This is a genomic window from Undibacterium hunanense (assembly GCF_014284335.1).
GTDB lineage: Bacteria > Pseudomonadota > Gammaproteobacteria > Burkholderiales > Burkholderiaceae_D > Undibacterium > Undibacterium hunanense.
Genome location: NZ_JACOGF010000017.1, coordinates 32,530 through 54,867, shown reverse-complemented (window position 1 = coordinate 54,867; position 22,338 = coordinate 32,530). Strand labels below are relative to the sequence as shown.

Sequence of the window (22,338 nt, the reverse complement as noted above, 5' to 3'; positions counted from 1 at the left end):
CCATGGCGGCCAGTGTGGAACGGGAACAATTGATTGTTGCTGCACAGACAGGTGATGCCAGTGCCATTGCCAGTTTGCTGCAAGTCTGCCAGGCAGATGCGCGGCGTTATGCTTACCGCCATTGCCGGGCCAGCGACATCGATGATGCCGTGCAAGAATCCCTGATGATTATTGCACGCAAGCTTGGTGGGCTGCAGGCGGTGGTGGCATTTTCATCCTGGCTGTTTACCATCATCAAGCGTGAATGCCAGAGACTGGGTCGTGCCTTGTTGCCGTACACTTCACTCGATGAGATCACACCAGAACAGCAACTTGCGCACAAAAGCGATGACAGCCTGCGCATGGATCTGGTCGCCGCACTGGAATCCTTACCCGCCCATTATCTGGAAGTAGTCATCTTGCGCGACTTTGAAGAACTGACCATCGCTGACATTGCTGCACGTCTGGCGGAACCGGTCAGTACCGTCAAGAGTCGCTTGCACCGTGCCCGGGTGCTGGTGCGGGAATATCTGCTTGCCTATGATTCCAGCTGTAGTCAGTGAAGTAACTGCTTTGCGCGCCAGCTTGCTGCATGTTGCAAAAGCCAATCGTGACCGAGGCAGATCAGTTGGTCGATAAATGCCGTTTGCAGCGAGAAATGGCCCCAGTCTAGTTCGGCATAGGCTTTGGGGCCGGACAGTCGCTGGAAACAGTTCAGTGTCAGTTGCGGCTTGACCATTTTGTCGCGTTGCTGGTTGATGACCAGTACCGGCACCTGGGCATTCGCTTCCAGCGGGATGACAAAGGCGGTATCCAGCATGCTGGCGAAATAATTGGCCGTGACAGTACGCAGGGTCAGTGGATCGGCTTGCCATTTGGCATAAAAACCTTGTGCCAGGTCACGTTCATCTACCATATGTTCAAAGCGCGCTAGGGGTCTGTAGGGCAGGCGCAGGCGCGGTGCCAGTCTGGCCAGCAGACCACTTGTTACCCGGCATAGTTTGGCCAGGCCGGGCAATGTGGCCAGGGCGGCAAAGCGGGTAAATGCCAGACCGGTTGCGGGATCGCCAAAGTCATACAGATTCAGGCAAACGATGGCTGCTGGTGCCAGCCCCTGACTCGCCATGACGGCTGCGGCGGCATAGGTCAGGCCGCCGCCTATGCTGCCACCACACAAAAACAGAGGGGCATTGAATTCCTGCCTTGCCCAGGCAGCCACGTCGACGATGTTTTGTACCGCTTCACTCACCGTAAAATCACCCATAACGCCACCAGAACGGCCCTGGCCTTTTTGATCTGGCACAACGACGGTGTAGCCCTGCTCATAAAAAGCCAGCGCCAGGCCGATGAACAGGCCGCCATAGCCGCCACCGCCATGATTCAGTATCAATACCGGTGCCGCAGGGTCTTGTTGCTGATACAGGTCCATATGCAATTCCACCCCTGTGGATGACAGATGACGGGTTTGCACGACCGCCAGCACGCGGGCCAGCAGGGCAGGGTCGTGATAGCAGTGCCAGTAAGTCTGTTCAGAGCGGGCGGCGTTGAGAGCAGGAGCAGAATCAGAATCAGGAGCAGGTGGTGTCATATCATTTGTCAGGTTGTTTTGATGCTGACCTATAATATGAATAATCATTCACATTGTCTATTCGCATTCGGGAGCGGATTTCTGCCATGAGCAAATCACGCGTTCAGCCTTTAAAACAGCCCTTGCAGCAGCGTTCCAGGATGACGGTGCAAGCCATACTCGAAGCCGCTATTCATGTTTTCGATGAATTTGGTTATGCCGCTGGCACCACATCGCGCATAGCCAGCCGCGCCGGGGTATCCATAGGCTCGCTGTATCAGTATTACCCGAACAAGGATGCCATTTTGACGGCATTGGCAGAGCAGCACCTGGCTGAAGGTCTGGCGCTTAGCGTGCGCCTGCTGGAAACCCTGCGTACCACCAGCCAGCCTTTAGCGCCGACTCTGGACGAGATTGTTGATCACATGCTACGTCTGCATGAACACAATCCCGGCTTGCACCGGTTATTGTATGAAGAGGGGTTGTTACCGGCGGCGTTAAGGCAGGCAGCCCGGCAGGCGGAACAGTTCCTGATAGCCGAAGTGGCACGTTGTCTGAGTCTGCGGCCCGATGTGGCCATTGCCGACCGCCAGATGCAGGCTTATTTTGTGGTGCATGCGATAGAACACTTCACCCACAGGCTGGTAATTGACCAGCCGCCACCGGAGTTTCAGAAGCGTGGGAAGAATGAACTGGTGACGATGCTGCTGCGCTATTTGCAGACTTAGGCCAGAACCCGGATCTGCCGGGAAAGTGAAAACAGCTTCTGCCAGACCGCTTGGTCTGGCAGAGCCGGCACCTAACTTACATCAGGACGTTGATGATGGCATTCCCTATACCCAGAATAGCCGCACCGGATATCAGGCCTGCGCTGATGGCTTCGCAACCCTCTACCCAGAAGGTATGGCCTTTGCTGCCTGCTTTCGGGTTTTTCTTGCCCATGTACCAGAATATCAAGGCGCCCAGCCACATGGCGAAGCAGGATTCTGGCGGCAATATCACACCCAGGCCTATGGAAACGGCAGACAGTGGCAGGCGGCCCCGGGTGATGACATTCGTGATTTCGATAAAAGCAGCACAAAAACCGGCGACGGCCATGGCGATGATGGCGGAAGTCGGCAAACCACTGATACCCTTGGCGATAATATCGGCCACGCCCTTCCATTGCAAGGCGGACGGGAAAGAGAACTGTTCACTGACGATAGTTGCCGTGCTGCGTATGCCGTCGTGGTCAGGTGGCAGGAACAACAGGAAGAACAGGGGTATGCAAGCCAGTGCACCAGAGAAAATGCCGATGATATGGCCGATGACCTGATGCCTGGGTTTGCCACCCAGCATATAACCTGGTTTGATGTCAGACAACAGGGCAGAGGCATTGAAGGCAATGTCTGCAGTCATGCCGGCTGGCAGCAGGTTGTTGGCCGGATTGCTGCGATCTATGGCACCCATGCTGAACTGGGTAATCTTCGCCAGTGCACCGATGGGTGCCCAGGAAGTCAGTGCCATGGCATTGATACAGATAATGGTCAGCACAAAAATCAGCGGGAAGGCGACCATGGCCATGATGAAGGGAACACCAAACAGCAGGTTCACCAGCCAGGCTGCAATGATGCACAGCACGGGTACACCGATGTAGGAAATCCACAAAGGTACTTCAATATCCTTCAGCGGATCGGGGCCGGCATCCACGGTTTTTTTGCCATTGCCGGTCATGGATTTAAACGCAGCCTTGAACAGTTCCGGCTTGGCCAGCAGGCCCACCAAAGAGCCGACTACCATCATGGTCACTGCCCACCACAGACCCCATTGATTGACAATTTCAGTACGCGAGATAGGTACTATGGTGCCATTCGGCATGGTACGTGCGGCGATATCTCCTTTTTGTATCATCCACGGTGCCAGCAAGACAAAATTGATGAAGGCACCCAGCATGACACTGCTGGCAACCCGTATACCCATCAGACCACCAACGCCGAACATCGCAACATCCAGATTCAGGCGCAGGCCCAACTGACGTATGTCGGTGCCGAGTATATTGGGTATCCACCAGTGCAGTTTGGCTGCAGCCGTGTAGTAGTAGGTGTCCAGGCGTTCGGGCAGGTTCCAGGCTTCTGTCATGCCAGCCCATTTATCCATGCGCAGTATCTTGAACTGTATCAGACGCATCCAGCCATCACTGACGATCATCTGGTACAAACCGGCGAACAGGCTGGTATAGCCCAGCAGCTTGGCTTTGTACAGGCCGCTGCCCGCGCCATCGGTGTACAGGGAATCAAGCACTACGCCACAGGCGCGGCCTTCCGGGAAGGGGAGTTGATCTTCATTGACAAAACGGCGTTTCAGCGGGAAGGCAACCAGCACACCGATCAGCGCCACCACCGTGACCCAGAGCAGCATCTGCCACCAGGGGATGATCTTGCCAGTGATCAACATATATGCAGCCAGGCTGGAAATCAGCGGATTGATCATGTAGCCGGCAGCCGTGGCAATGGATTGCGTGCAGTTGTTTTCCAGTATGGTGTAGTCAGAGGTGATACCCAGGCTGTGCAGAATACGGAAAATCGCAAAGGACAGAATCACGGAAGTCAGGCCGACACCGATACCGATACCGGTCTTGGCGCCAATGTACAGGGCCGTGGCAGCCAGTATGCCACCCAGCAGAAAACCGGTCAGTGCCGAGCGCAGGGTCAGTTGCGCCATATCCTTTTGGTAGATATTGTCAAACCACCACTGATCTTTCTGACGTCGTGTCCAGGTGCGTATCTGTGCTTCGTCCAGTTGCTGCAAAGCCATATGTTCTCCATTTTTGTTCGGATTCTGGCAAAACTGCTGCTACGGTGTGCGGCTGCCTGCAGTAGCAATCTTGCTTCAGTCCTGTTAGTCGTACTGCATCCTTGTGGGATGCTTGATCAAGGGCGGTAGCGCAATATAGTGTTAGCCGAACAGCATGTCAATTTTTGTATTCAACCTGGTTTTCTCAGACTTGAACTTACTTGAACTTGAATGGGACCAAGTGGTCCAAGCACAGTAAAATACTTTTAATCAATTCAAGTCAGGACTTATTTCATGACACTCAATGACGTTGCCGAAGCCTATGTAAAACTGGTACTTGCCACTGGTCAGCATGATCCAGGCTATGTTGATGCCTATTATGGCCCGCCAGAATGGCAGGCAGACAGTCAAAAATTACCCCTGGCTGAACTTTTGGAACAGGCAGAAGAGTTGACTAAACAGGCGCATGCCCTGCCACCTGCTGTTGCCGGACAAGAATTGCGTCAGGATTTTTTGCGTTTGCATGTGGCTGCCTTGCGTACCTATATCGCCCATCTGTCGGGGACGACCCTGTCTTTCAACGAAGAATCGCTGGCCTTGTACGACGCCCGTTCACCTGATTTGAGTCCGGCTGATTTTGAACCCATACTGGCTGAACTTGATCAGCTATTGCCTGGTGATGGTGATTTGGATGGTGATTTGAATAGCTTGAACACCCGCCTGAGCAGTTACAACAAACAATTTGAAATCCCGCAAGACAAGCTCGATGCAGTCTTCAGCGCTGCCATCAATGAAGCCCGGGCGCGTACCAGAAAGCATATCAGCCTGCCAGAAGAAGAAAGCTTCAGGGTCGAATATGTGAAGGACCAGGTCTGGAGTGCCTATAACTGGTACAAGGGCAATAGCTATAGCCTGATACAGGTGAATACGGATTTCCCCATGTTCATCAGCCGCGCCATCGACCTGGCCAGCCATGAGGGTTACCCTGGTCACCATGTCTTCAATTTATTGATTGAAAAGCATCTGGTCAATGAAAACGGCTGGGTTGAATACAGTATCTATCCACTGTATTCTCCCATGTCTTTTCTGGCAGAGGGCAGCGCCAATTACGGTATCGAAGTCGCCTTCCCACATGCAGAGCGCATGGCTTTTGAAAAGGCGCAACTGTTTCCGCTGGCAGGTATCGATCCGGCAAAAGTAGATCATTATTATCAGGTACAGGCGGTGCTGCAGAAGCTGTCTTACGCTGGCAATATGGTTGCCCAACTTTATCTGGACGGTGATATAGACACCGAAGCTGCCGTTACCATGCTGATGAAATATGCCCTGTCGGACGAAGCCAGGTCCAGGCAGCGTTTGCGTTTCATGGAAAGGCATCGTTCCTACGTCATCAACTACAACCTTGGTCAGGATATGACCAGGGCCTATGTAGAACGACTGGCTCAGCCAGGTAATGAAGGCAGCCACTGGCAGGTATTTGCAGAATTGCTGGCCAAACCAAAAACAGCTTCCATGATGAAATAAGAAAGCTTCAGGCGATTGCCGGTATCTGGCGTGCCTTGTCTATATCCGGGCTGCGGTAGGCTTTTTCTGGGATACCTGCTAGCGTCGACGGATGCAGTTGCTGATTGTCCAGACCATAGAATTTCTGGAAACTCATGATCAGTGGTTGCCACTTGTCAGGATCAACCCGGTCAGGGTTACCATCGAGCAGGATGGATGCATCCAGGTACAGACGCTGTATGCGCAATTCAAAAGTCAGAATGCCGCCGCGCAGCATAGCCTCATCTTCAGCAATGCCATGCATGGCGGCGACACTGGCTTCCTGTTGCACCAGGCATTCCTGCACGCGTGGTGCTGCCACGGTTTCTGATGCCTGCGGTGTCAGGCCGGCCAGTGCAAACTTGTTTCTTTCCAGACGGTAGCCACGTGCAGCCTTCCATGCCGACATGGCATCGGAACCGGTGGTCAGTGCCAGCCGGTTGACTGCCTCTGCTTCATTCACCGATGCCAGGTTCAGTACACAGACACCGCTACGTTTCAGATTGCGTGCTGTTTGTGATGTTGATCCCACGCCTATCATCGCCCGCCAGCCCAGCCAGAATATGGATGAGATCGGTGCCAGATTAAAACTGCCATCTTCATTGATCGTGCTGACCAGGATGACGGGAGTACCAAAATAGAGTATGGATGATTCGCTGCTGACGTGCATTTTTTCCTCGCATGCTGTTGAATGACAGGCAAAGTATGCGCGACGCCCGTTAGCATGGCTGGCTGCAATCGGACACCAGATTTTCAGGAGAGAATTCGGTTAATTGATTTTATGACGATGGTGAAGCCGCTGTCGCTGTGGCTATTGATATTGATATGGATATCGATGGGGATGCTGTTATTTCGCAATGTCTGTAATCGCTCGCAATGGGATGGGCGCAGACATCACAATGGACGTACGGGTTTCGCCATAATGATTGATATTACCGACGAAGCTTTCCAGATGACGGATATCCTTGCACACCACACGTAGCAGAAAAGAATCCTGCCCCGTAACGTGCAGGCATTCTATGACTTCAGGCAAAGACTTCAACAAGGTGATCAGACTGGCTTTCTGTGGCTGCGGCACGGTGATTCCAATGACGGCCGTAACGGTCAGGCCAAGGGCCTCTGCATTCAATTCAGCCCGGTAGGCTTTCACGATACCGGCTTCTTCCAGCTTTTTTACCCGTTCTGATGTGGCAGGCAGGGATAGCCCGGTTTCTTCGGCCAGTGCCTTGATAGAGATACGCGCATCCCGCTGCAATGCGGCGAGAATTTTCCATGCCTTGGCGTCAATATCCATATTGTTTAAGTCCGATTAAAGATAATCAAGAATAGTTAAGGCAATGTAGCAGTTCTGGCTTATTTTTCCTATGTTATTCCCAATGGGTGTTTGCCATACTGTGAACCGTCATCAACAGGTTTTCAGGCTTCAGCATGGACATTACATTATTCTTCAAAGCAGCGCTGATAGGTTTGTCTATCGCAGCGCCAGTTGGTCCCATAGGCTTGTTATGCATACAGCGCACCATGGTATATGGTATGCGCACCGGTTTTGTCAGCGGGCTGGGAGCTGCCTGTGCTGATGCGACCTATGGTGCGATAGGTGCGTTTGGCCTGGCCGCCGTGACGGATTATTTTATTGCCCTGTCCTTGCCACTGGCGATTGCCGGTGCATTGTTTCTGGCCTGGATGGGCGGCAAGTTGTTGTGGTCGAAAGCTTTGCCCACGCAGGTTGCGACATCAGAAAAATTGGTGGCTGGCAAAGCTTTCATCTCCATTTTTCTGCTGACCATCACCAATCCCATGACTATCGTTTCTTTTGTTGCGGTATTTGCCAGTATTGCCGGATCTGCGACAGTTCAGCTTCCTGCTGCGGGCGTCATGGTACTGGGAGTGTTTTTGGGATCTGCCTGCTGGTGGCTCTTGCTTAGTTGCGGCATTGCTGTCATCAGGAAAAAACTCAGCACTGGCGTGATGATGGCGATCAATCGTCTGGGTGGCTGTTTTCTGCTGGGTTTTGCAATCTGGCAGCTATGGCAGATTTTACCTGAAGGGTTTGCGTGGTAAGCTCGCCACTGACTATGATAGAGAAAGACCCGCATGAGCAAATTATTTTCCGCCGCCTGTGAAAGAAACAGCGCCCCCATTCTGCTAGCTATCACGCCCTTGCTGGCAGCTTGCAGGACAGTACTGGAAATCGGCAGTGGCACCGGACAGCATGCGGTCACTTTTGCGCGGCAGTTGCCGCAGTTGCAGTGGCAAACCAGTGACCGGTCAGAATACCATCCCAGCATACTGGCCTGGATAGAAGAGGAAAATCTGCCGAATGTAGCAACACCACTGGAACTCAATATTGGCAAGACTGCCTGGCCACAAGCTGTATTTGATGCGGTTTATACCGCCAATACCTGCCATATCATGGCATGGGAAGAAGTGGAACTGATGTTCGCTGGCGTGACCCAGGTGCTGGAGAAACCGGGTCTGTTTTTAATCTATGGCCCCTTCAATTATGCAGGTGAATTCACCAGTGCCAGTAACCAGCAATTTGATGCATCGTTGAAGCAGCAGGCGGTTCACATGGGCATACGGGATATTGAAAAGATCATCGAACTGGCAGGCAAGCACGGCATGCGCTTGCAGGATGATATGGCCATGCCTGCCAATAATCGTTTGCTGGTGTTGGCAAAGTAGACGTGAACTGTATAAGCTCCGCATGTCGAAATAACAGTAGGGTGCGCCGCGCGCACCACCTTTGCCGCATCAAGTTTTATTGAATGGTGCGCATGGCGCACCCTTGTCAACGTTTAGTCGGATGTATTTGAATGTGCCGTGATCACGGCATGTGCAATCAAATCAAGTGCTGGTCGGGCTTTGCCTTGCTTGTCGGTCCAGACTTTGGGGGTTAATGCACCAGACAGTGACAGGCTGTCGCCATCGCCCAAACCGAGTAAGTTGGCGCGTGCTGCATCGTTGAAAGCGATGACATTGCAGATAATGAAGTCACCGTCATCGGTGGCTGCGCGTACCTTGCAGGTTACATACACGGACCCATTTTGTCCCGCGCGTTCTTCTACCTGGCCATAAATGCGGCCAGCGATCAATGCGTCTATCATGCTGATTTCCTGTTTGTTCTGGTTTTATTCTTGTTTACTGGCAGACCATGATTTGCGCAGTTTGCGCACTTTCAGAATGGTCTTGCCCAGATTCCTGCGCCAGGGGCTGTTCTTGACGCACTGGTATTCGGCATAGTCAATGACGCCTGGCTCCCAGCGGGTTTTGGATACGTCGCCGCCTACCGACAGATTGATGCGTTTCAAACCCTGGGTAAATCCCCACTGTATGATTTCTGCCTGCAAGGTGGTCATGATGCTGTACTTTGCATATTGCAGGTCATAGCCCGAATAGTACAGGTATAACTCATCACCCATCGCAAAAGCCATGCGCATGGCGACAGTTTTGCCATCCAGTTCCAGACCAAACAGAATGATTCTGCTGGCAAACGGGCTGTCCAGCAAGGCCAGGATAAAGGCCCTATGTCTGTCGTCGGCAAAATAATCTGGGTGTTCTACCGTGTTTTTTGCCATGGCGCGGGCGCCGTGCAGGGCATAGAAGGTATTGATGTTTTGCAGCACGGCTGCATTGCCGCGCCATACCTGCAGTTTGATCTGCAAGTTGTCGCGCGCCAGTGAGTTATAGCAGTGACGCAAAGATTCCTTGATGTTGCGTTTCAGGCCGGTTTTGAAATTGGGCCAGTCAGTATCCAGTTGCAGGATGAAATTCGGAATATCTCTGGCTTCCAGCGGATGCATGGCACTATTCGTTGCCAGAAAATGCGCGGCATGTTGTCTGGTATGGATAATCTGGAATTCGGTCAGGCCAAAGGTTTCCTGTTTCGACAAATCTTCCCACTGCTGTAATATGGTTTCGGTATAGGCGGGCAGGGCCAGTGGCACCCGAATTTCAGTGAGATTGGGGTCGGCACCAAAGGGTCTGACATAGCGGTAGATGAATAGATTGTGCAAGCCGACATGGGTATTGGTCAGCGGCATGACCGCAACCAGTTGCTGTTCCTGATACAGGGTGCAGATGGCCAGTTCGTCTTTGTGGAACCACGAAGAATCTGAAAATACTGCCCACCAGGCACGGTTCCAGTCAAAGGTCTGGAAGGGTAATAAATGCGCTACCTGCGTTTCCAGTTGACGCCAAGGGGCTGCCAGGGCATCAAATCCGGTTTCGGTAGTAACAATAAATTTTTCTGTATTCAGCATCAACTGGAAATTCTGGCAAAGCGAAGGCTGTCAGCGTGTTATTTTATTTATTTGTCGCATGACAGTGCATTAACAAAAACATGATTTCAATTTTTCTACGTACGTAATGCCTTTCACTCAGACGTTTACGTCACCTTACTGTGAATTATCGTGAAAATTGCAAGCTTGTAAAGTAGTGGGTACTGTCAGTGTAGACCTTAATCCGCTTTTTGTTGTTCTGACCGAGGTTAACATCGCTTTGTGTCTGTGGCAGAGTATTGATGAAAAGAGTTTTAATCTTGGTCAGGGCAGGTGGCTTCAGGTGTCTGGCGCTTTGCCTGGAATATCCCCGGAATTTGTCGTTTTCACCCTGAATGGAATGTGTATATGCCTGAATTAGGAAAATCTTCGCTGCGTATTTTGTTTGTAAGTCTGTGCTTGTCTGCTGCCGCGTTGCTGGCTGGTAGTGGCATGGCAATGGCAGATGAAGCAAAATCGCAAGTGCTGACCGATGTCCAGCGTCTGGCCAGTGAAGAAATGGCAGGGCGGGCCAGTGATACTGCGGGAAATGCGCAGGCGCGTGATTATATTATTGAGCGGCTGAAGCAGATAGGCGTCGTGCCTTGCGGGATGGATTTTGTACAGGACTTCATATTCCAGACACGGCTGGGAGCAAGCAAAACGGGGCACAATATCCTGGCTTGTCGTGCCGGTAGTCTGGACGACCATGCGGCCGCTGCCAGGATGGTGATTTCTGCCCACTATGATCACCTGGGTGTGCGTGATGGCAAGATTTATTATGGCGCTGACGATAATGCGTCTGGCGTCGCTGCGGTACTGGCCATTGCTACGGCCATGCAAAAGAATCCACCCAGGCATGATGTGATGTTTATCCTGTTTGATGCGGAAGAGGTCAATCTCGGTGGGTCCCGCGCCTATACAGCGCAGGCAGCGGCTGATCTGGCCCGCATAGGCATGGTGATGAATTTCGACATGATTGCCCGTGGCGACAAGGGCGAGCTGTACGCCAGCGGCACGCATCAGTTACCTGTATTGAAAACCTTGCTGACACCGCTGAATGGTAATCAGGGCGTGAAGCTGATGTTTGGCCATGACCGGCCGGAGCAGGGTAGCGATGACTGGACCAAACAGTCGGATCATTATCCTTTCTTTGCTGCCGGGGTGCCGCACATCTATTTTGGTGTGGAAGACCATGCAGATTACCATCAGCCGACGGATACAGCAGACAAGATCAACCCGCAGTTTTACCTGGGAACGGTAGATTTGCTGTCCAAAGCCAGTTATTTGCTGGATCAGGCTTTGCTGACCATGAATTTCAGGAATAAGCCGTAGAGCGGCTATTGTCACACCTTAGGCCGATGGCAGAGGTAAGCCATGCGCTGCCAGGGCGGCAGCACATGTTGAGACGACAGGTATCGAGATAACAGCTTAATCGCGCAGGCTGATCAGGATGCGCAAGACATACCAGAACATCATGGCCACAGAGGCAAACAACTGCAATGAGGCACCGACGTAGCGGTCTTCAGGATAATGATGGATGACATTCGATGCATCATACAAAATTGCAGCACCGGACAGTGCGACCATGGCAACACTGAAGAACATGCCGAGCTGGAAGCCAAAGATCAGGCCACTGGCGATCAGGACCAGTGCTACCAGACCGGCCCATTTCAGGATACTGCCAAGGAAGGAAAAATCCTTGCGTGACATATACGCGACACCGACCAGACCGACAGTTGCCAGCACCGTGATCAGACCAGCATTGGCGATGGCACCAGGAGCAAGCTGATTGGCAATGAACAGGATAGGAATGAAGATAATGGCTTCAGCCAGGATGTAGGCAGCCAGTGCCACATACTGCATGGCCAGGCTTTCGACAGTATGGGCGGCACGTGAAGCCAGCCAGCCTACCAGCATGAAAGCACCAAGAATGATAATCCATGACATCGTCATCATGCCTTTGGCCAATACTTCGGCTACACCCGTCTTGAATAGAATGACTTCAATTGCCGTAAAGCTCAGAATGGCACCACCGAGGTGGTTGAAAGTCTTGCTGATAAAGCGCTCACGCGCAGGGCCGTAGCCTTGTTGGGTGCTTGCCAGTTCCATGGATATCCCTATCTTAGAATTGCCTTAAACCTGTAAAAGGTAAGTGGCTTGGTTTATTAGGTAACCTGCAAAAAGTGCAAGTCGTACCTGATTCTACAATAATCATTGCTATATAACAAATTTTAACAATTCAGGTGTGGTGCGGTGGCTGACACGGTATTGCTGCTTTTCAGCAAGACATTGCACTTTTCTTGTGCAAATGTCTTAAAAAATAAATAAGTACTCCCAATCATGTGGCAGTAGCGCTCAACAAAGAGAATAAAGCTTCAGTTCGTTACAAAATCACCAGCTTCAGGCTCAAACTTCGTGTAACTTACGTCTATAATGCCCGCAGCAAAAATGCGGGTTTTTTTATTGATATCACTACCTAACACGTCTATCCATGAACACATTAATCTGGTTTGTCATTCTGTATTGGGTCATCTCTGTGGGGATAGGCCTGTATGCCGCCCGTTATGTGAAAAATTCCAAGGACTACGCCGTTGCCGGACGCTCGCTGCCCATGTATGTGGTGACAGCAACCGTATTTGCGACCTGGTTTGGTTCTGAAACGGTACTGGGTATTTCATCCACCTTCGTCAAGGATGGTTTGAAGGGCGTGGTTGCTGATCCTTTCGGTTCCTCCCTGTGTCTGATATTTGTCGGGCTGTTTTTTGCCCGTCCGCTGTACCGCATGAACCTGCTGACTATCGGTGACTATTACCGCAACAAGTTTGGCCGTACTGCCGAAGTCATGGTGACGATGTGTATCGTGGTGTCTTACCTGGGCTGGGTCGCTGCCCAGATCAAGGCACTGGGCCTGGTTTTCAGTGTTGTGTCCGGTGGTTATATCCCTATGGATGTGGGCATGATCATCGGTGCCGGCAGCGTGCTGATTTATACCCTGATGGGTGGCATGTGGTCAGTAGCGATCACGGATTTCCTGCAGATGATCATTATCGTGGTCGGCATGTTGTACATAGGCTGGGAAGTGTCGGGCATGGTCGGTGGTGCTGGTGTCGTGATAGAACATGCGGCTAATGCCGGCAAGCTGGATTTCTGGCCTGCGCCTACCGCCAAGGAAAGCCTGTGGTTCTTTGCAGCCTGGATTACCATGATGCTGGGGTCGATACCGCAACAGGACGTATTCCAGCGTGTCGCTTCATCAAAGAATGAAAAAATTGCCGGAAATGCATCTGTGCTCGGCGGGGTATTGTATTTTTTCTTTGCCTTTATCCCCATGTTTCTGGCGTATTCAGCAACGCTGATCGATCCTAAAATGGTGGAAAGCCTGATCGACAAGGATTCGCAACTGATCCTGCCCACCCTGATCATGACCAAGGTGCCGATGCTGGCCCAGGTGATGTTCTTTGGTGCGCTGCTGTCGGCCATTAAGAGTTGTGCAAGTGCAACTTTACTGGCACCTTCGGTGACCTTTTCTGAAAACATCCTGAAGCCTTTCTTCCCCAAGCAAAGTGACAAGCAATTCTTACTGATGATGCGCGTAGTTGTGCTGGTTTTCACGGTCATCATTACTCTTTTTGCCATGAATACCGAATCCAGCATCTATAAGATGGTGGAAAATGCCTACAAAGTAACCCTGGTAGCTGCTTTTGTGCCGCTGGCTTTTGGTTTGTACTGGAAGCGTGCCACGACACAGGGTGGTCTGGCCTCCATCATTCTGGGTATTGTTTCCTGGGTGAGTATGGAGATATTGCTTCCTGAAGGCCTGTGGCCGCCACAATTGGTGGGCGTGTTGATGAGCATGACAGGGATGATCCTGGGTTCTTTACTGCCCCAGTACACTCGCAAGACCCTGGCGATATAGACCTGAAGACAGGCTTTGCATGGGCCTGACCCTGGCCCGGCATAGGCATGTATCGGTATAGTATAGGTATGACATAGGCCCGGCTGTGATGCAATGCGCAAATTCTGATCAAAAACCTTTATAATTCAGGGTTTTATCAGTTTTTTTAGGGGCAAAGCCATGCCGATTTACGCTTACCGCTGTCAAGAATGCGGATTTGCCAAAGATGTATTGCAAAAGATTTCCGATGAGCCGCTGAGCGTATGTCCAACATGCGGCAAATCTTCTTTTACGAAACAGGTCACCGCTGCCGGCTTCCAGCTCAAGGGTTCGGGCTGGTATGTGACTGACTTCCGGGGTGGTTCCGGCGGCGCAGCAGTTGCGCCCGCAAGCGAATCTGCACCGGCGGCGTCCACTGAGTCGACGGCATCAACTGCTGCCTCTGCTTCGGCCACGACCCCAGCATCTTCGACGTCAGCAGAAGGTAATCAGGCTGTCTGACCGGCATTTGCCCAGTTTGTTTTGTCATTTTTATCCAGAGTGAATCGATTACCATGCGTAAATACTTTATTACCGGCCTGCTGATTTTAGTGCCCCTGGCAATTACGCTGTGGGTGCTGCACGCTGTTATCAGTACCATGGATCAGTCATTGTTGCTGTTGCCGGTTGAATGGCGGCCAGAAAAACTGGTCGGTTTCAAGGTATTGGGCATAGGTACGGTGCTGACCTTGCTGATCATTTTTGTGACCGGCCTGCTGGCACAAAACTTTATCGGCAACTATGTCGTCAAGGCCTGGGAAAGCCTGTTACAGCGCATTCCCATCGTCAGTTCTATATACTCTAGTGTCAAACAGGTATCGGATACGCTGTTTTCGTCTTCAGGCAATGCGTTTCGCAAGGCCGTGCTGATCGAATATCCACGTCGCGATTGCTGGACTATCGGTTTTCTGACTGGTATACCGGGTGGTGATGTGGTTAATCACCTGAAAGGTGATTTTGTCAGTGTCTATGTGCCGACGACACCTAATCCGACATCCGGCTTCTTTTTGATGGTGCCGAAAGATCAGGCGATAGAATTGGATATGAGTGTAGATGCCGCACTCAAATACATCGTTTCCATGGGCGTGGTGGCTCCCGAGCATCTCCCCACCAAATAAATGATGTGGTTACCCACCGCATCAAATCATTTTTAATTTTGAATACAGACAGGTAAGAAATATGTCCATGCGTACCCAATACTGCGGCCTCACTACTGAGGAATTACTCGGCCAAACCGTCAGCCTGTGTGGCTGGGTTCACCGTCGTCGCGATCACGGCGGCGTGATCTTTATTGACTTGCGTGACCGCGAAGGTCTGGTGCAGGTTGTTTGCGATCCTGATCGTGCTGACGTGTTTAAAGCTGCTGAAACCGTACGTAATGAATTCTGCCTGCGCATTACTGGTCTGGTACGCAGCCGCCCCGAAGGTACTGGCAATAACAATCTGAAATCCGGCAAGATCGAAGTGCTGGCGCATGAAGTGGAAGTCTTGAATCCTTCCGTCACGCCACCGTTCCAGCTGGATGATGACAACCTGTCTGAAACCACACGCCTGACCCACCGCGTGCTGGATTTGCGTCGTCCGCAAATGCAAAACAACCTGCGCCTGCGTTATAAAGTAACGATGGAAGTGCGCAAGTTCCTCGATGCGAACGGCTTTATCGATATCGAAACACCGATGCTGACCAAGTCCACACCGGAAGGCGCACGTGACTATCTGGTGCCATCGCGCGTGAATGCCGGTAACTTCTTCGCTTTGCCACAATCCCCGCAATTGTTCAAACAATTGCTGATGGTGGCCAACTTTGACCGTTACTACCAGATCACCAAATGCTTCCGTGATGAAGACTTGCGTGCTGATCGTCAGCCAGAATTTACCCAGATCGATTGCGAAACTTCCTTCATGAATGAACAGGAAATCCGCGACATGTTTGAAGGCATGATACGTCTGGTCTTTAAAAATACGCTGGACATCGATTTGCCAAATCCTTTCCCGGTCATGGACTATGCCGAAGCCATGGGCCTGTATGGTTCCGACAAGCCAGACATGCGCGTCAAACTGCAATTCACTGAATTGACCGATGTCATGAAAGACGTCGATTTCAAAGTATTCGCCGGTGCTGCAAATATGGTCAATGGTCGTGTCGTTGGTCTGCGTGTTCCAGGTGGCTCCAACATGCCACGTTCTGAAATTGATGCTTACACCCAATTCGTTGGCATTTACGGTGCCAAAGGCCTGGCTTACATCAAGGTCAATGACAAGGCGCAAGGCCGTGACGGTTTGCAGTCACCTATCGTCAAGAACATCCATGATGCAGCATTGACACAAATCCTGGAGCGTACAGGCGCGCAAGATGGCGACCTGATTTTCTTCGGTGCTGACCGGGCCAAAGTTGTGAATGATGCGATTGGCGCCTTGCGCGTAAAAATCGGTCATAGCGAATTCGGTAAATCCAACGGCTTGTTTGACGATGTCTGGAAACCATTGTGGGTAGTTGATTTCCCGATGTTTGAGCATGATGAAGAAAACGATCGCTGGACTGCAACGCACCATCCATTCACGGCACCAAAAGATGGCCATGAAGATTTGATGGAAACAGACCCAGGCAAGTGTATTGCCAAGGCCTATGACATGGTCCTGAACGGTTGGGAACTGGGCGGCGGTTCTGTCCGTATCCACCGTGCTGAAGTACAAAGCAAGGTATTCCGTGCATTGAAGATTGATGACGCAGAAGCGCAATTGAAATTCGGCTTCCTGCTGGATGCATTGCAGTACGGCGCGCCTCCGCATGGTGGCCTGGCTTTCGGTCTGGACCGTATCGTCACCATGATGACCGGTGCAGAATCCATCCGTGACGTGATCGCTTTCCCGAAAACCCAGCGTGCCCAATGTCTGTTGACACAGGCACCGTCTGAAGTCGACGAAAAGCAATTGCGTGAACTGCATATCCGCCTGCGTGCGACTGAACCAAAAATCGCGTAATTTTTTACTGAAACAGCGAGAAATAACGATGAATTTCAAGATTCAAGCCAGTAACAAGAAAGCCCTGTTCTTATTGTTGAGCGCCAGTCTGTTTCTCGCTGCCTGCGGTGAAAAGAAAACCGAATTGGGTGAAGGTTCTTCGGAAGTGACCGGCGCTGCCGGTCCTGCCGGTGCCAAAGGCGCCAGCAAGAGCCTGGTGAAGTGTGATGCCCCAGTGGCGACCCTGTCACTGGTGGAAAACCCGAATGGCTATGTGATGAGCAGCCAGTACAACCTGCCATCATCACCGGTGCCGCTGATCCGTTTGCTGGCGCAGCAAAGCGGTTGTTTCCGCGTGGTTGATCGTTCATCTGGCCTGAAAGCAGTGATACAGGAACAGGAACTGAAAGACCAGGGCATTATCCGTAAAAATTCTACCGTTGCTAAAGGCAAGGGTTATGAAGCGCAATATACACTCACCCCCAGCCTGACGTTTTCAGAAAGCAAGGCTGGCGGCGGTATAGGTGCCATCATGGGCATGATCCCGATTCTGAAAAACTTTACCGGCTATGCCGAAAAAGTCAGTTTCAAGGAAGCCCAGGTCGCCCTGCTGTTAACGGACAATGAAACAACCGAACAACTGGCCGCCTCAACAGGCTCTGCCAAGTCCACTGATCTTGGCATGGGTGGTCTGAGCTTTGGTGCAGCTGGTGGTGGTTTTGGTGCCGGCTGGAGCAATACCAATGAAGCCAAGGTCATCGTTGCCGCCTTCCTGGATGCACACAACAAACTGGTGCCGCAGATCAAACAGTTGCAGGAAAAAGAATTGCCACCGGCAGTACCGGTCAAGAAATAATGCTTGTCGTGATATGAATGAAAAGGCCTGCAATGCAGGCCTTTTTGCTTTTTTGCACCAACATGTTTGCTCAGATATTTTATCTTTTGCTGCGCTGCAAGCAGAGAATGCGCTATGTCGGCAAGCTGTGAAAACCAATATGTTTTGGCGTGGTTCTTTTTGAAAAGGTGTATTTCTGGTGGCAGCGCGGTATAAACAGGCCAATGTGAACTCTTGTTTCTTTTGAGAATGCTGAAAATAAAGCTGCTATAAAGCAACTATTGACTGATGGGATATGGCCTGTCTTGTCAGCGAATAATCACTTTCAAGGGGAAACGATGAATAGCTTATTAAGTAAATTATTGCCTGCCGCAATGCTGGCAACCGCAGCGCTGACGCCACTCGCCTATGCCGCCGGCGAACATGGAAGCGAAGCAGAAGCACAGGACATGGTCAAAAAAGCCGTGGCCCTGGTCAAATCAGCGGGCGCAGAAAAAGCCTATAAGGTATTTACCGATCATCCTGATGGTGCATTCAAGGAAAAAGACTTGTATGTATTTGTCTATGACTTTGATGGTAATTGTCTGGCACAGGGTGCCAATGCAAAAATGGTTGGCAAAAATCTGATCAGCATGAAAGATGTGGACGGCAATGCCTTCATCAAAGGCATGATAGATACTGTCAAGGCATCTTCCAAGGGCTGGTATGGCCCGTACAAGTTCAATAATCCGGCTACCCAGTCGTATGAGCTGAAGCGTTCGTATTGCGAACGTGGTGCCGGTGACAGCATGATTTGTGTTGGTACCTATTTCACCAAATAAGTAGCCTGCGGCCTGCATGGATCTGTCAATATAGACCGGCAGACGCTGAATTTTTAACGCCACACCGTGAAGTGATTTCACGGTGTGGCGTTTTACTTTGCACAATAGCAAAAATGCTTGAGCTAAAAGCGCTAGAATGGTGTTGTTGAAGATAGCCATATGGCTCTGCCTCGCAACCATAAGCACCATGCCTGAGTACAAAATACCTGAATCTGTTCTTGTTGTTATCTATACACCGGCACTTGATGTGCTGTTGCTGGAACGGGCCGACAAGGCCGGTTTCTGGCAATCGGTCACCGGCTCCAAAGACACGCCGGACGAAGCCCTGATGGCGACCGCCATCCGCGAAGTTGCTGAAGAAACCGGTATCGACGCCACACAACACACTTTGCGTGACTGGCATTTATCCAATGTATACGACATTTATCCGGTCTGGCGTCATCGCTATGCACCCGGTGTGACACGCAATACCGAACATGTGTTTGGCTTGTGTGTCAGCCCTGATGTCGCGGTACGACTGGCACCACGCGAACACCTGCAGTACCAGTGGTTGCCGTGGCGTGAGGCGGCAGATCGCTGTTTTTCTGCATCGAATGCGGAAGCCATTCTGCAATTGCCTGAATTGATTGAATGGATGCGGACCCATGCCGACCTTACCAGTTAAAGAGAGCCAAAATGAAACTGCGCATCGCCACCTATAATATTCACAAGGGCGTCAGTGCATTTGGCCGCAAGGCACGCATACATGGCATCAAGGATGCCATAGACCTGCTGGATGCCGACCTTGTCTTCCTGCAGGAAGTGCAGGGCCAGCACGACCTGCATGCAGAAAACCACACCTTGTGGCCGCAAGAAGGCCAGCATGATTTTCTGGCCGGGCAATCACACCAGGCCGTGTATGGCATGAATGCCGTGTATGAACATGGTCATCACGGGAATGCCTTGCTGAGCCGCTATCCGATTGCGTCTTTCGTGAACCATGATGTGTCTGATCATGCCTATGAACAGCGTGGCATCCTGCATGCCGTCGTACGTGTAGAGGACGTGGATGTACACTGTTTTGTCATACATCTGGGCCTGTTTGCGGTCAGCCGGCGCCGTCAGATACAGGCACTGATCCACACTATCAAGCGTGATCTGCCGGCTCATGCACCGCTGGTGATTGCCGGGGACTTCAATGACTGGAGCCAGCGTCTGAGCCAGATCCTGTACCAGGAACTGGGGGTGTTTGAAGCCTTTGACGTGGATGCCCGCCATGGCATGCCGCGTTTTTCATTGCGCAACATGCGTAACCTGTTTGCCAAAAACAAGGGGCGTCATGCCCGTACTTTTCCTGCAGGCCTGCCATGGCTATGCCTGGACCGGGTTTATTTGCGCGGCTTCAAAGTCAATGAAGCAGCAGTACTCAAGGGTGCCCCCTGGGCCACGCTGTCAGACCATGTGCCCATCATGGCCAGCCTGGAATTGTTGAATCCTGATGAAGCTACATGAGCAGACTGCATTTCGTCGCCGGTAATGACATACAACTGCTGCACAGCGGTGCACAGTTCTTTCCTGCACTGACAGCTGAGATTGATCAGGCAAGGCATGAAATTTATCTGGAAACCTATATCTTTGCCAACGACCAGACAGCAGTCGCCGTGCAGGCTGCGCTGATACAGGCCGCAGCCCGTGGAGTGCAGGTCAGGGTGGTCCTTGACTGGATCGGTAGCGACCGTCAGGCGGCAATCGACCTGACCCGCCTTTTCAATGATGCCGGTGTCGATTGCCGCTGTTTCAATCCCTGGTTCAAACGTGGCCTAGCGCGTACTCACAGGAAGATCTGTGTCGTTGATCAGCAGGTCGCCATGGTCGGTGGTCTGAATATTATTGACGACTCCATAGCCGATGATGGTTCTGGTATTGTTCTGCCCTCTCCACGCTGGGATTTTGCCGTGCGGGTGACCGGACCACTGGTCGCCCATGTGCATCTGGAAGTGGATGCACAATGGCGCAAGCTGGGTCGCCTGAATTTCCGCTCACGCTTTGCCCTGATGCGCCACCTGCATGCGGACGCCAAACGCGGCGGCAAGCAAATCACTGCAGCTGCACTGGTCGTGCGGGACAATTTGCGCAACCGCACCACCATACAGAAAGCCTATCTGCATGCGCTGGGCACAGCCAGGACACGTGCCATCCTGGTGACGCCTTATTTTGCCCCCGGCAGAAAATTCAGGCGCGCCCTGATATCTGCTGCATCACGCGGGGTCGATGTCGTACTGCTGCTGGGCGTGGGTCAATTTGCCTTGCAGGATGCAGTGGCACAATCCTTTTATGGCCGCCTGTTAAAGGCTGGCGTGCGTATCGTCGAATACCGGAAAACGCAGTTACACGCCAAGGTGGCCGTGGTCGACGGGGACTGGGCAACCGTTGGGTCCAGCAATTTTGATGGACTGAGCCTGTTCGTTAATCATGAGGCGAATATTGTCATACGCGACCGTGACTTTGCCGCGACGCTGTCGCATGAACTGGAACAGGGCCTGGCAGATGGTGTCGAAATTGTCGCTGCCGATGTGCAAAAACAGGCCTGGTATCAACACGTCTGGCATGGCATTGCCTACCTGGTTTATCGCGGCCTGATGCGCATCGTCACATTCGGACATTACGGATGAAGCTGCATGGCGTAGATTTCACGTCCGCACCCACGCGCCGCAAATGCATCACCATTGCCAGCGGCACCCTGCACGTCGATGTGCTGCAATTGCAGACGCTGACCAGCCTGTCTGAATTTGCAGCGTTTGAAACCTGGCTCAGGCAACCTGGTCCCTGGCTGGCCGGTTTTGACCTGCCGTTTTCCCTGCCGCGAGAACTGGTCGAGCATCTGGGCTGGCCAACGAATTGGCAATCTTTGATGCGTCATTTGCAAAGCCTGTCGCGAGCCGACATGCGCCTGCAATTCAAGGCTTTTTGCGATGCACGCCCTGCTGGCAATAAATTCGCCCACAGGGCCGCTGACTTTCCTGCCGGATCATCACCTTCCATGAAATGGGTCAACCCACCCGTCGCCTATATGCTGCATGCAGGTGCCCCGCGTTTGCTGGATGCGGGTGTCAGCCTGCCCGGCATGCATGACGGTGATCTGCAACGCATAGCGCTGGAAGCTTACCCCGGCATGGTGGCACGCAGCATCACCAAAGCTTCCTACAAGAGCGACGACAAAGCTAAACAGACGCCTGAACGCAGGCAGGCACGTGTACAGATAATTGAAGCACTGGAAGCTGGTCGTACGCCCTGGAACATCAGGCTGGATGTGACTCAGTTCAGAAATGAACTGATAGAAGACGGCAGCGCCGATCTGCTCGACGCTGTGCTATGCCTGTTACTGGCCGCATGGGGCTGGCAAAGACGGGAACAGAATTATGGTTTGCCGATATTTGATGCGCTGGAAGGTTGGATAGTTGGCGCTTGAGTTCTACTGTAACTAATAGGACTTACGCAAAATTGTCCCGGCAAGGCTATCGCTTTTAAGAAACCTCCCTTGCAGGGGAGGTTTGTTTCGTCGGCAGGCAACATGTTGCCTGAAACCCCGACTGCACCTATCGCTTTTAAGAAACCTCCCTTGTAGGGAGGTTCGTTTCGTTGGCAGGCAACGTGTTGCCTGAAACACCAACTACACCGTCAGCGAC

Annotated in this window: 23 protein-coding genes; 16 read left to right on the top strand and 7 right to left on the bottom strand. The window is 51.9% G+C overall.

Going from position 1 to position 22,338, the window contains the following annotated elements; translation table 11 throughout:
• Positions 1–2 precede the first annotated feature (2 nt).
• The gene (locus tag H8L32_RS24155) at positions 3–542 is read left to right on the top strand and encodes an RNA polymerase sigma factor (RefSeq protein WP_186950235.1); all 540 of its coding nucleotides are present in this window, start codon (positions 3–5) and stop codon (positions 540–542) included.
• Here H8L32_RS24155 and H8L32_RS24150 read toward each other — a convergent pair.
• A complete protein-coding gene (locus H8L32_RS24150; RefSeq protein WP_186950233.1) occupies positions 536–1,567 on the bottom strand; it encodes an alpha/beta fold hydrolase in 1,032 nt (343 codons plus the stop codon). The two genes, H8L32_RS24155 and H8L32_RS24150, sit on opposite strands and share 7 nt — an antisense overlap.
• A gap of 86 nt (positions 1,568–1,653) precedes the next feature.
• Between H8L32_RS24150 and H8L32_RS24145 the strand changes: the two genes are divergently transcribed.
• Complete coding sequence (locus H8L32_RS24145) at positions 1,654–2,274, top strand: TetR/AcrR family transcriptional regulator (RefSeq protein ID WP_186950231.1); 621 nt, start codon at positions 1,654–1,656, stop codon at positions 2,272–2,274.
• Between the two features lie 76 nt (positions 2,275–2,350).
• Here the strand turns inward: H8L32_RS24145 and H8L32_RS24140 are convergent, their stop codons facing one another.
• On the bottom strand, positions 2,351–4,339 hold the full coding sequence (locus tag H8L32_RS24140) for an OPT family oligopeptide transporter (RefSeq protein WP_186950229.1): 1,989 nt from the start codon (positions 4,337–4,339) through the stop codon (positions 2,351–2,353).
• 273 nt (positions 4,340–4,612) lie between these two features.
• On the opposite strand from H8L32_RS24140, the gene H8L32_RS24135 reads away from it, so the two are divergent.
• Entirely contained in the window at positions 4,613–5,842 is a 1,230-nt protein-coding gene (locus H8L32_RS24135; RefSeq protein ID WP_186950227.1) for a hypothetical protein, read from the top strand.
• Between the two features lie 7 nt (positions 5,843–5,849).
• Here H8L32_RS24135 and H8L32_RS24130 read toward each other — a convergent pair whose 3' ends face one another.
• Together H8L32_RS24130 and H8L32_RS24125 are read right to left on the bottom strand one after the other, a co-directional pair.
• The gene (locus H8L32_RS24130) at positions 5,850–6,530 is read right to left on the bottom strand and encodes a flavin reductase family protein (protein WP_186950225.1); all 681 of its coding nucleotides are present in this window, start codon (positions 6,528–6,530) and stop codon (positions 5,850–5,852) included.
• Between the two features lie 177 nt (positions 6,531–6,707).
• Positions 6,708–7,154: an Lrp/AsnC family transcriptional regulator gene (locus tag H8L32_RS24125; protein WP_186950223.1), complete on the bottom strand. Its 447-nt coding sequence runs from the start codon at positions 7,152–7,154 to the stop codon at positions 6,708–6,710.
• Between the two features lie 134 nt (positions 7,155–7,288).
• On the opposite strand from H8L32_RS24125, the gene H8L32_RS24120 reads away from it, so the two are divergent.
• Both H8L32_RS24120 and H8L32_RS24115 read left to right on the top strand, forming a co-directional pair.
• Entirely contained in the window at positions 7,289–7,921 is a 633-nt protein-coding gene (locus H8L32_RS24120; RefSeq protein ID WP_186950221.1) for a LysE family translocator, read from the top strand.
• Positions 7,922–7,954: 33 nt separating this feature from the next.
• Positions 7,955–8,545 carry a DUF938 domain-containing protein gene (locus tag H8L32_RS24115; protein WP_186950219.1) on the top strand — a complete coding sequence of 197 codons (591 nt, stop codon included), beginning with the start codon at positions 7,955–7,957 and terminating at the stop codon, positions 8,543–8,545.
• A 113-nt stretch (positions 8,546–8,658) separates the two neighbouring features.
• On the opposite strand, the gene H8L32_RS24110 is transcribed toward H8L32_RS24115, so the two are convergent.
• Together H8L32_RS24110 and H8L32_RS24105 are read right to left on the bottom strand one after the other, a co-directional pair.
• On the bottom strand, positions 8,659–8,967 hold the full coding sequence (locus tag H8L32_RS24110) for a single-stranded DNA-binding protein (protein ID WP_186950217.1): 309 nt from the start codon (positions 8,965–8,967) through the stop codon (positions 8,659–8,661).
• Between the two features lie 24 nt (positions 8,968–8,991).
• Positions 8,992–10,122 (bottom strand): GNAT family N-acetyltransferase, encoded by a 1,131-nt coding sequence (locus H8L32_RS24105; RefSeq protein WP_186950215.1) that lies wholly within the window; start codon positions 10,120–10,122, stop codon positions 8,992–8,994.
• 366 nt (positions 10,123–10,488) lie between these two features.
• Between H8L32_RS24105 and H8L32_RS24100 the strand changes: the two genes are divergently transcribed.
• On the top strand, positions 10,489–11,454 hold the full coding sequence (locus H8L32_RS24100) for a M20/M25/M40 family metallo-hydrolase (RefSeq protein WP_186950213.1): 966 nt from the start codon (positions 10,489–10,491) through the stop codon (positions 11,452–11,454).
• Positions 11,455–11,550: 96 nt separating this feature from the next.
• On the opposite strand, the gene H8L32_RS24095 is transcribed toward H8L32_RS24100, so the two are convergent.
• The gene (locus H8L32_RS24095) at positions 11,551–12,231 is read right to left on the bottom strand and encodes a Bax inhibitor-1/YccA family protein (protein ID WP_186950211.1); all 681 of its coding nucleotides are present in this window, start codon (positions 12,229–12,231) and stop codon (positions 11,551–11,553) included.
• Between the two features lie 382 nt (positions 12,232–12,613).
• Between H8L32_RS24095 and H8L32_RS24090 the strand changes: the two genes are divergently transcribed.
• From H8L32_RS24090 to H8L32_RS24045, 10 genes are all read left to right on the top strand, one after another.
• Positions 12,614–14,038: a sodium:solute symporter family protein gene (locus H8L32_RS24090; protein WP_186950210.1), complete on the top strand. Its 1,425-nt coding sequence runs from the start codon at positions 12,614–12,616 to the stop codon at positions 14,036–14,038.
• A gap of 159 nt (positions 14,039–14,197) precedes the next feature.
• Complete coding sequence (locus tag H8L32_RS24085) at positions 14,198–14,518, top strand: FmdB family zinc ribbon protein (RefSeq protein ID WP_186950208.1); 321 nt, start codon at positions 14,198–14,200, stop codon at positions 14,516–14,518.
• Positions 14,519–14,571: 53 nt separating this feature from the next.
• Complete coding sequence (locus tag H8L32_RS24080) at positions 14,572–15,174, top strand: DUF502 domain-containing protein (protein ID WP_186950206.1); 603 nt, start codon at positions 14,572–14,574, stop codon at positions 15,172–15,174.
• A 61-nt stretch (positions 15,175–15,235) separates the two neighbouring features.
• Entirely contained in the window at positions 15,236–17,038 is a 1,803-nt protein-coding gene (gene aspS / locus H8L32_RS24075; RefSeq protein WP_186950204.1) for an aspartate--tRNA ligase, read from the top strand.
• A 28-nt stretch (positions 17,039–17,066) separates the two neighbouring features.
• Positions 17,067–17,873, top strand: coding sequence for a CsgG/HfaB family protein (locus H8L32_RS24070; RefSeq protein ID WP_186950202.1), 807 nt, complete (start codon positions 17,067–17,069; stop codon positions 17,871–17,873).
• Positions 17,874–18,190: 317 nt separating this feature from the next.
• Positions 18,191–18,673 (top strand): cache domain-containing protein, encoded by a 483-nt coding sequence (locus H8L32_RS24065; protein ID WP_230412394.1) that lies wholly within the window; start codon positions 18,191–18,193, stop codon positions 18,671–18,673.
• Positions 18,674–18,860: 187 nt separating this feature from the next.
• Positions 18,861–19,337, top strand: a complete 477-nt coding sequence (gene nudB / locus H8L32_RS24060; protein WP_186950200.1) for a dihydroneopterin triphosphate diphosphatase — start codon at positions 18,861–18,863, stop codon at positions 19,335–19,337.
• An 11-nt stretch (positions 19,338–19,348) separates the two neighbouring features.
• A complete protein-coding gene (locus H8L32_RS24055) occupies positions 19,349–20,164 on the top strand; it encodes an endonuclease/exonuclease/phosphatase family protein (protein WP_186950198.1) in 816 nt (271 codons plus the stop codon).
• The gene (clsB, locus tag H8L32_RS24050; RefSeq protein WP_186950196.1) at positions 20,161–21,324 is read left to right on the top strand and encodes a cardiolipin synthase ClsB; all 1,164 of its coding nucleotides are present in this window, start codon (positions 20,161–20,163) and stop codon (positions 21,322–21,324) included. The genes H8L32_RS24055 and clsB overlap by 4 nt, the downstream gene beginning before the upstream one ends.
• Positions 21,321–22,121: a DUF429 domain-containing protein gene (locus tag H8L32_RS24045; protein ID WP_186950194.1), complete on the top strand. Its 801-nt coding sequence runs from the start codon at positions 21,321–21,323 to the stop codon at positions 22,119–22,121. The genes clsB and H8L32_RS24045 overlap by 4 nt, the downstream gene beginning before the upstream one ends.
• The last annotated feature ends 217 nt before the right edge of the window (positions 22,122–22,338 follow it).